This is a genomic window from Anaeromicrobium sp. (assembly GCF_025210435.1).
GTDB lineage: Bacteria > Bacillota > Clostridia > Peptostreptococcales > Thermotaleaceae > Anaeromicrobium.
Map to the genome: position 1 here is coordinate 33,496 of NZ_JAOART010000084.1, position 9,185 is coordinate 42,680.

General features: G+C 32.8%; 11 protein-coding genes. All 11 read right to left on the reverse strand.

From position 1 onward, the window contains the following. Positions 1–5: 5 nt before the first annotated feature. Positions 6–284, reverse strand: coding sequence for a sporulation protein YqfC (gene yqfC / locus N4A57_RS10055; RefSeq protein ID WP_293657860.1), 279 nt, complete (start codon positions 282–284; stop codon positions 6–8). A 118-nt stretch (positions 285–402) separates the two neighbouring features. Then, positions 403–786, reverse strand: a complete 384-nt coding sequence (locus N4A57_RS10060; RefSeq protein WP_293657861.1) for a hypothetical protein — start codon at positions 784–786, stop codon at positions 403–405. A 27-nt stretch (positions 787–813) separates the two neighbouring features. Next, positions 814–1,791 (reverse strand): flotillin-like protein FloA, encoded by a 978-nt coding sequence (gene floA / locus N4A57_RS10065; protein WP_293657862.1) that lies wholly within the window; start codon positions 1,789–1,791, stop codon positions 814–816. Between the two features lies 1 nt (position 1,792). Beyond that, positions 1,793–3,100: an NfeD family protein gene (locus N4A57_RS10070; protein ID WP_293657863.1), complete on the reverse strand. Its 1,308-nt coding sequence runs from the start codon at positions 3,098–3,100 to the stop codon at positions 1,793–1,795. A gap of 104 nt (positions 3,101–3,204) precedes the next feature. Then, positions 3,205–3,645 carry a GatB/YqeY domain-containing protein gene (locus N4A57_RS10075; protein WP_293657864.1) on the reverse strand — a complete coding sequence of 147 codons (441 nt, stop codon included), beginning with the start codon at positions 3,643–3,645 and terminating at the stop codon, positions 3,205–3,207. Between the two features lie 20 nt (positions 3,646–3,665). Beyond that, positions 3,666–3,848 carry a 30S ribosomal protein S21 gene (gene rpsU / locus N4A57_RS10080; protein WP_293657865.1) on the reverse strand — a complete coding sequence of 61 codons (183 nt, stop codon included), beginning with the start codon at positions 3,846–3,848 and terminating at the stop codon, positions 3,666–3,668. A gap of 121 nt (positions 3,849–3,969) precedes the next feature. Then, the gene (locus N4A57_RS10085) at positions 3,970–4,314 is read right to left on the reverse strand and encodes a histidine triad nucleotide-binding protein (RefSeq protein WP_293657866.1); all 345 of its coding nucleotides are present in this window, start codon (positions 4,312–4,314) and stop codon (positions 3,970–3,972) included. 72 nt (positions 4,315–4,386) lie between these two features. After that, positions 4,387–5,694 (reverse strand): tRNA (N(6)-L-threonylcarbamoyladenosine(37)-C(2))-methylthiotransferase MtaB, encoded by a 1,308-nt coding sequence (mtaB, locus tag N4A57_RS10090; protein ID WP_293657867.1) that lies wholly within the window; start codon positions 5,692–5,694, stop codon positions 4,387–4,389. Continuing rightward, complete coding sequence (locus N4A57_RS10095) at positions 5,695–6,465, reverse strand: 16S rRNA (uracil(1498)-N(3))-methyltransferase (RefSeq protein ID WP_330671499.1); 771 nt, start codon at positions 6,463–6,465, stop codon at positions 5,695–5,697. Then, positions 6,452–7,399, reverse strand: a complete 948-nt coding sequence (gene prmA / locus N4A57_RS10100; protein WP_293657868.1) for a 50S ribosomal protein L11 methyltransferase — start codon at positions 7,397–7,399, stop codon at positions 6,452–6,454. Before prmA ends, N4A57_RS10095 begins: the two co-directional genes overlap by 14 nt. Before the next feature lie 176 nt (positions 7,400–7,575). After that, positions 7,576–8,703: a molecular chaperone DnaJ gene (gene dnaJ / locus N4A57_RS10105; RefSeq protein WP_293657869.1), complete on the reverse strand. Its 1,128-nt coding sequence runs from the start codon at positions 8,701–8,703 to the stop codon at positions 7,576–7,578. Positions 8,704–9,185 lie beyond the last annotated feature (482 nt).

The window sequence follows — 9,185 nt, forward strand, 5'->3', positions numbered from 1 at the left end:
CCCCCCTATTTCATAAACTCTATGCTATGAAGTTCTCCACATATTACTATCTCTTCTTCCATTATATTCTTTATAGTAAGGTCTTTTCCTATAACCCTTAAGGAACCTTCCCTAAGTTTAACCCTTATCCTAACTTTAGTATATTCTATTATACCCTTGTGATTTTCTATGTATAGCTGCAAATTACCAAGCATGGTTATTCTAGGAAGATCCAGTATTATATCTTTGGGAAGCTCTAGTAATTCTGCTAAGCTCTCTCTTATTTCCATATTTTTATTTTTCATGAAACTCCCCCTTTTTATATAGTAATTTTATGCATCTGTTCTATTGTCTATGACACAATGTTCTATGGGACAATTTAAGAAAATAAAAATATCACGAGTAAGATTACTCGTGATATTTTTATTTTCTTAAAGATTTTGGTTTATTTAATATTTCATTCCAAACTATACCTTGTGCAATATTTTTCCTGTTCATATTTAGTTTTGATTTACTCTTTCCCATTCTCTTGCTACGGGGTTTCACTTCTACTAGTCTAGGTTCTTCTATCTTTTCAATATGTGTTTTATCTTCTACTACTTCCTTTACTTCTTCAATTATATCCTCTTCTTCACTAGTATCCATATATGGTTTTATCATTTCTTCCACATTAATGTTCTCATCTATGTGTTTAGTGTTTTTTACTTTTTTATTTTTTTTACTAACTTGATTTTTCTTTGGCCTATTAAAAAAATTCTGGAAAAGATTCACAATGGCCACTATGATAATCATTATAATTAACTTCATAAAATCACATCCTCAAAAGATGTATATCTATTCTTCGTCTTTGCTTATTGACGAAATAGATTTTCTCATTTCAGTATCTGCCATTACATTTTTCATATTGTAATAGTCCATAACTCCTATTTTACCTTCTTTTAAAGCATAAGCCATAGCCTTTGGCACCTCAGCCTCGGCTTCCACAACTTTTGCTCTCATTTCTTGTACCCTAGCTACCATTTCCTGTTCATTAGCAACGGCCATAGCACGTCTTTCCTCTGCCTTAGCCTGTGCTATTCTCTTGTCAGCCTCTGCTTGGTCCGTTTGAAGTTGTGCTCCTATATTTCTACCAATGTCAATATCAGCTATATCTATAGATAGTATTTCAAAGGCAGAACCTGCATCTAGGCCCTTTGTTAATACAGTTTGAGATATACTATCTGGATTTTCAAGTACTGCCTTATGGGATGAAGAACTACCCACAGTAGTTACAATACCCTCTCCAACTCTTGCTATGATAGTTTCTTCTCCAGCTCCACCAACTAATCTTTCTATATTAGCCCTTACTGTGACCCTAGCTTTTACCATAACTTCAATACCATCCTTAGCTACGGCTGCCACTTTAGGCGTTTCAATAACCTTAGGCTTAACGGACATTCGAACTGCTTCAAGTACATCCCTTCCAGCCAAATCAATTGCTGCCGCCCTTTCAAATTCTAAAACTATCTCTGCCGTGTGAGCTGCAATAAGTGCATCTACCACACTATTTACATTTCCACCCGCTAAATAATGGGCTTCTAAACTATCCGTGCTTAAATCAATACCAGCTTTAGTAGCTTTAATAAGTGGATTTACAATTCTTGATGGTGCTACCCTTCTAAATCTCATACCTATTAAAGTAAATAGTCCTATTCTAACGCCTGAGAAAAAGGCTGTTATCCAAAGGCCTACTGGAATAAAACTAAATAAAAATGTCAACACTAAAAAACCTACGATAGCTATAATCCCAAATGATATTAATGGTCCTGTCATACTAATCATCCACCTTTTTAACTATTATTTTTTTACCAATTACCTTTATCACTTGTATCTTTTCTCCAGCTTTAACAAAATCTCCTTCTGTTATTACATCATACCTATTATTATTAATTTTAACACTACCTGCTGGCCTTAAACTAGTAATTGCTATTCCCACTTCATGAAGAAGTATTTCATATCCTAAATTTATTTTTTCATTTTTTACACTTAACTTTTCATCTAATATTATATGATTTAAGTATTTATTTTTAGGTCCATATTTAAATAAAAATACCCCTACTACTATACATAATATTAAAGATACTAAAAGAGCATATACGCCCACCAGGATGGAGTTAAAAGATAATATTATACTGGTTATAATAAGTATAATACCACTTACACCAAAGATTCCAAATCCAGGTATTCCAACTTCAATTGCAAATAGTATAATCCCTAGGACAAATACACTAACGATTATAACACTTGAATCTCCAGAAAGATTTTTCCCAAAGAAAAAAGTAAAAAATCCTACAATCCCCACAAGACCTCCAATACCAAAACCAGGAGTCATAATCTCTATTATTATTCCTAAAAAACCAATTAATATTAAAAATGTGGCCACATAGGGATTACTCACCACTTGAGCAACTTTCAATGTGAAATTTTCACCTATCACTTCTATGGAAGAATAATCTATACTAGCTATGTTTAAAACCTCTTTGTGAGTGGAGCCTATTCCATCTATTAGTTTTGCATCTTTAGCTTCCTTACTAGTTAAGTTCAATAATTCTCCCTTTTTTACTATATAATCCCCTGAACTTTCATCTATAATCTCATTTCTCTTATCTGCCATGGCTTCTATCAACTCTGGATCTCTATTTTTCATTTGGGCTACGGCTCTTAATTCCCCCTTCCAATAACTTAAGTTTTTCTCCGTATGGGGAATAGTCTCTGCAGAACCTATTGTTGCACCCTTTGCCATAACTATTTTGTCACAGGATATGGTGAGAAGTACCCCTGCCGACTCAGCTTTTTTATTCACAAAGGCTATAGTTTGTAAATTAGATTCTAATATGTAATCTTTTATTTTAACAGCCTCTTGTATAAAACCTCCGAGTGTATCAATTTCAAATATTATTGCAACTGCATCTTCATCATTCTCAGCTCTTTCAATATTAGCTTTAATATGAGTAGTTACAGCTTTATTTATTTCTCCTTTTATAGGTATCACATAAATCTTTCCAGTGTCATTCCCATAAGACATACTTGTTAACAAGCTATATACTAATAGAACTATTAGAAACTTTACAATACGTTTCATAGTATCCCTCACTTTTTCTATTTTTTGGAAGGAAAATAGAACAAAAAAATGACCTAATAATTAGGCCATTTCTTACTATAATGAAAAGTTTTTTCGTAAAAGATTTATATGAACTCTCTAACGATATTATTTACCACTTTTCCATCAGCTTTGCCCTTAACCTTTGGCATTAATGCCCCCATTAATTTTCCCATGTCCTTAGGACTAGTAGCACCGACAGCTTCTACAGCTTCCTTTACTAATACCCTAATTTCATCTTCAGTTAATTGCTTTGGTAAGTAGTTCATTATGACTTCTATTTCTGCTTTTGCTTCGTCTACTAAGTCTTCTCTATTTCCTTTAGTAAATTCCACAATTGCATCTCTTTTCTGCTTAACTTGCTTAAACATTATCTCTAAAATTTGCTGTTCAGTCATTTCAGCTCTATTATCAACTTCAAATTGTTTTATTGAAGCTCTAATCATAGTAATTACAGATTTTTTTACCTTGTCCTTACTTTTCATAGCATCTTTTAGATCTGCCATTAACTTTTCTTTTAGGGTCACATTATTCACCCCTTTTTTAATTAAAATCTTTTTTTCTTTCTTCTTGCTGCCTCTGCTTTCTTTTTACGCTTTACACTTGGCTTTTCATAATGTTCTCTCTTTCTTACTTCAGAAAGAACTCCAGATTTAGCACATGAACGCTTGAATCTACGAAGAGCATTCTCAAGAGTTTCGTTTTCTCCTATTTTGATTTCTGATGCCATCTACTTCTCCCTCCCTCCGATAGATACTTGTGCTGATTAATCAACGTTTTTAAACCACGATTACACAACACTATGCTATTATACATTAAATTTATAATTAATGCAACAGTTTTTAGCTATTTTAACCAGCTGGCCATTCCAGTTGTCTTCCACCTAATAAATGGAAGTGAATATGACCTACTGTTTGACCCCCCAGTTTGCCACAATTGTTAACAACTCTGTATCCACTTTCACTTATGCCTAACTCTTGTGCAATTTCCTTTATACAAAGGTGAATATGCCCTATAAGTTCCTTTTTTTCATGATTAATATGATTTAAGGACTCTATATGCTCTTTAGGTACTACTAGCACATGAACAGGTGCAGTAGGAGAAATATCATGAAAGGCTATTACATGATCATCTTCATATACTAAATTAGCAGGAATCTCCTTAGAAATTATTTTACAAAATATACAATCAGACATGAGTTTCACCTCCTTTTCTTTAACAAAATGAAACATTAAATAAAGTATTCCACATATTGTTGGAATTTCCTTCTATTTATTTAAAATACTTCCAAATACTATTTCATTATGTATTTTTTCTAGTTTTGTATTTAAAACTTTACCAGAAATATCTTCATTAGACTTACACAATACCTTTATATAATTTTCTGTTAAACCTTCATAATAGCCTTCTTCTTCAGCTGATTTAGTTTCAAACAGTACATGTTTATTTTGTCCTATAAACTTATTATTATATTCTTTAGTTAATTTTTCCACTATAGAAATCAACTCTTCACTTCTCTTGTTCTTAATAATTCCATCCACTTGATTTTCAAACTTTGCAGCTGGAGTTCCTTTTCTTGGAGAATATTTAAAAACGTGAATTTGACTAAACTTTATGTCTTTTACAAATTTTATAGTTTTTTCAAATTCTTCATCCGTCTCTCCTGGGAATCCTACTATTATATCTGTAGTTATGGATACTTTAGGCATATATCCTCTTATTCTATCCACCACTTCCCTGTATTCCTTCGTTGTATACTTCCTATTCATCCTCTTTAAAGTTTCATCGCAACCACTTTGTAAAGATAGATGGAAGTGTTCACAAACCTTATCTAGTTCAGATAAAGTCTTTACAAATTCTTTAGTCATTATGGTAGGTTCTATAGAACTTAATCTAATTCTCTTTAATCCTTCAATCTTATTGACTTCCTTAATTACATCAAGTAGGGTTCCCTCCTCTAGATCCTTTCCATAGGAGGCCACATGAATACCTGTGAGAACCACTTCGTCAAATCCATTTTCCACAAGTCTTTTTACTTCTTTAATAATATCTTCAAGTTTTCTACTTCTTATAGGACCCCTTGCATAAGGAATTATACAATAGGAACAATATTGGTTACAACCTTCTTGGATTTTTAAAAATGCCCTAGTTTTTCCCTTTATATTATGAATAGTCATTTCTTCAAAATCTTTAATTTCCATAATATCCGTTACTACATTTATTTTTTCCTTTTGCTTTTCTTTCTTTTTAACATACTCTACTATTTTATTTCTGTCACTAGTTCCTAAAATCACGTCTACTTCTTCTATCTTAGATACTTCATCAGGTGCAGTTTGAGAGTAACATCCTACTACGGCCACTATGGAATCTGGATTTTTTCTTTTACATCTTCTTATAAACTGTCTCGATTTCCTATCCCCTAAATTAGTAACAGTACACGTATTTATTACATAAACATCTGCCACTTCTTCACTTTCCACCAGATCATATCCATTTTTTTCAAATAATTCTGTCATTGCTTCTGTCTCATATTGATTAACTTTGCACCCTAGAGTATAAAAGGCTACTTTTCCCATTTATCTGCCTCCTAAATCGCCTATTTCATACATTATTATACTTAAAGCTGTAAAACCAGCTGTCTCAGTTCTTAAAATTCGAGGTCCTAAAGTAATAGACTTTCCATGGTTATTTTTTATTATGTCTATTTCTTCTTTTTCAAATCCACCTTCTGGTCCTATGATTATGGCTATTTTTTCATATTTGGAGTTTCTCAATAAATTCTTTAGGCCATGAGTTTCTTCATCTTCATAGGCAACTACTGCAATATCATATTCCTTTAATTTATCTATTGCTTCATTTAATCTATGTAATTTACCTATTGTAGGTATTTTACCTCTTTTACATTGTTTAGCTGCAGATAAAGCTATTTTTTCCCATCTTTCTAATTTTTTCTCTTCTGATTTTTTATCCTTTATTTGTGCCACACATCTTTTAGTCAAAATGGGAATTATTTTATTTATTCCTAATTCTGTACATTTTTGTATTATAGTATCCATCTTAGTAGCCTTTGGAAGACCCTGATATAGATCTATTATCACATCTGCTTCCCTATTTGATTCCTTTTCCCCTATTATAGATACCCTTATATCCTTTTTAGACATATATTCTATTTCACATATGTATTCTTTATTATGTCCATCACATATTTCTATCTTTTCTCCTATATCTAGCCTAAGGACTTTAGAAATATGTTTCACATCTTCCCCTTCATTTATGAGGACACTTTTCTTTTCCCTATCTATATTGTGTTTTTCTACAAAGAACCTATGCATTTTATTTCTCTCCAAACTTTTTTGATACTATGGCTGCCCATTCTCCCTGTTTATCCACCCTAATAATCTCTAAATTATTTCTCATTAGAGCTTCTTTTACCTCTTCTACTTTATCTAGTATAATTCCCGAGGAAATAAATACGCCATCATCCTTTATAAACTTTCCTATATAGTCTGAAAGTCCAATTATTATATCTGCTATAATATTAGCCACAACCACATGTGCTTTTCCATCTATAAGTTCCATTAAATTTCCCTCTAAAACTGTAACTTTATCCTTCACATGGTTAAGTTCCACATTTCTTTTAGATGACTCAACTGCCACTGGATCTAAATCTACAGCTATAACTTCCTTAGCTCCTAGTTTAGCTGCTCCTATGGATAAAATACCACTACCACAACCAATATCATATACTAATGAATTTTCGTCCACATGTCTTTCTAAGTTTTGTATGCACATCATTGTAGTTTCATGGGTTCCCGTTCCAAAGGCCATTCCAGGGTCTAATTCGATAATAACTTCTTCATCCTTTTTCTCATAATCTTCCCAAGTAGGTTTTACAACCACCTTTTGTCCAATTTTTTTAGGTTTATAATATTTTTTCCATCCATTAGCCCAGTCTTCCTCATATACTTCACTTGTAGTTACTTCTCCTAATCCCTTGTCTAGATTATATGTAGGTATCTTTTCAACATTTTGCTTTATGAGCTCCACAATGTCTATTAAACCTTCACCCTCTTCTAAATATCCTTTTACTATGGCACCTTCATAATCTGTAAGTAATATGGACTCATCAAAATAATCCCATTCATTTTCACACTTAGACTTTAAATAGACATCATTTGGGTCTTCTATTACAACTCCAGTAACACCTGATTCATATAATATGTTTGATACTGCCTCAACTGCCTCCGTAGTAGTTTTTATTTTTACTTCGATCCATTTCATATAAAAAACCTCCGCACCTTTTACTTTACCTGTTATTATACCCTATATAGGGTTATTTACAACGTTAAAAAGTTATATTTTTACTCCCTTTAACCTCCTATGGGTTAAAAAAAAAGGAGGAAGATAATAGGTTTCAAACCCAAACTGCCTCCTTTTTAAATCTTAATTATTAATTTTTATTTAAATATCTCTTTTACCTTATCAAAAAAAGTTTTTCTTTGTTCATGAACATCCTCATCCATTACGTCTGAGAACTTCATTAGCATTTCCCTTTGCTTAGAGTTAAGTTTCTTAGGAACTTCCACTATGATCTTAACATAATGATCTCCCCTACCATAACCTCTCATGTTAGGGATTCCCTTTCCTCTTAACCTAAATATGGTTCCACTTTGAGTTCCTTCAGGAATTTTATACTTGACCTTTCCGTCTAAAGTTGGAATGATTAATTCATCTCCCAAAGCTGCTTGAGTAAATGTTATAGGTACGTCACAAATTATATCATTGCCTTCTCTTTTAAATAGTTCATGGGGTTTAACCCTAAGTATAATAAATAAGTCACCAAAAGGGCCTCCCTTTTCACCAGGCTCACCTTCTCCCCTAAGAGATATGACAGAACCATTATCAACACCTTCTGGTATATTTATTTGTATAGTCTTATTCTTAAGCTCTTTTCCAGTTCCATGGCAAGTATCACAAGGTGATTCTATTATATGACCTTCTCCGCCACATAGGTCACATGGTTTTACATTTACAAACTGGCCTAGAGGTGTCCTTTGTGCATATCTAACTTCTCCAGTTCCATTACAAGTAGAACATGTCTTTTTAGCTGTTCCTTCCTTTGCTCCTGTACCACCACATTTTTTACAACTTTCATGCCTCTTTATATTTACTTCTTTTTTAGCTCCAAAGGCTGCTTCTTCAAAGGTAATATTAAGTTCGTATCTTAAGTCAGCACCCTTTTTAGGTCCGTTTCTTCTTCTAGATGAAGAAAACCCGCCTCCAAACATGTCAAAAATATCACTAAATATATCGTCAAATCCACCTGCTCCGAATCCACCTGATCCGAATCCACCTTGACCATCAACACCTGCATGGCCAAATTGATCGTATCTAGCCTTTTTTTCACTATCACTAAGAACTTCGTAGGCTTCGTTGATTTCTTTAAATTTTTCTTCTGCTTCCTTATCCCCTGGGTTCTTATCCGGGTGATATTTCATAGCAAGTTTTCTATATGCTCTTTTTAATTCTTTTTCATCTACATTTTTATCTGTTCCTAAAACTTCATAATAGTCTCTTTTTGCCACTAATTCTCACCGCCTTTCTAATTGGGTCTTGCGAGAAATCACAAGCTATATCAATTATATTCAAAATACATTATCATTGCAACTATTTTATAAATTTATCATCACTAAGCTTTTTTATAAAATAACTTGCCTACGAAGGTAAATATATTGAAAATTTTTGGAACCCTGGAACGTCACAACAGCATATGCTACTCAAACATGAGTCATGAACCTATCTACGAAAATTCAAACTTTCGCTTGTGACAAGGACTTGGGTGGAAAAAATGTTCAATATATTTTCCTGAAATAGGCCCGCATAAAGCAATTTTGTAATCAAGAAATCTATATAGATTTCTTGGTTTTAAATTTGTTTTATACAGTAACTTGCCTATAAGGGAAAATATATTGAAAATCTTTGGAACCCTGGAACGTCACAACATCCTATGCTACTCCAACATGACACATGAACCTATATACGAAGATTCACACTTTCGCTTGTGACA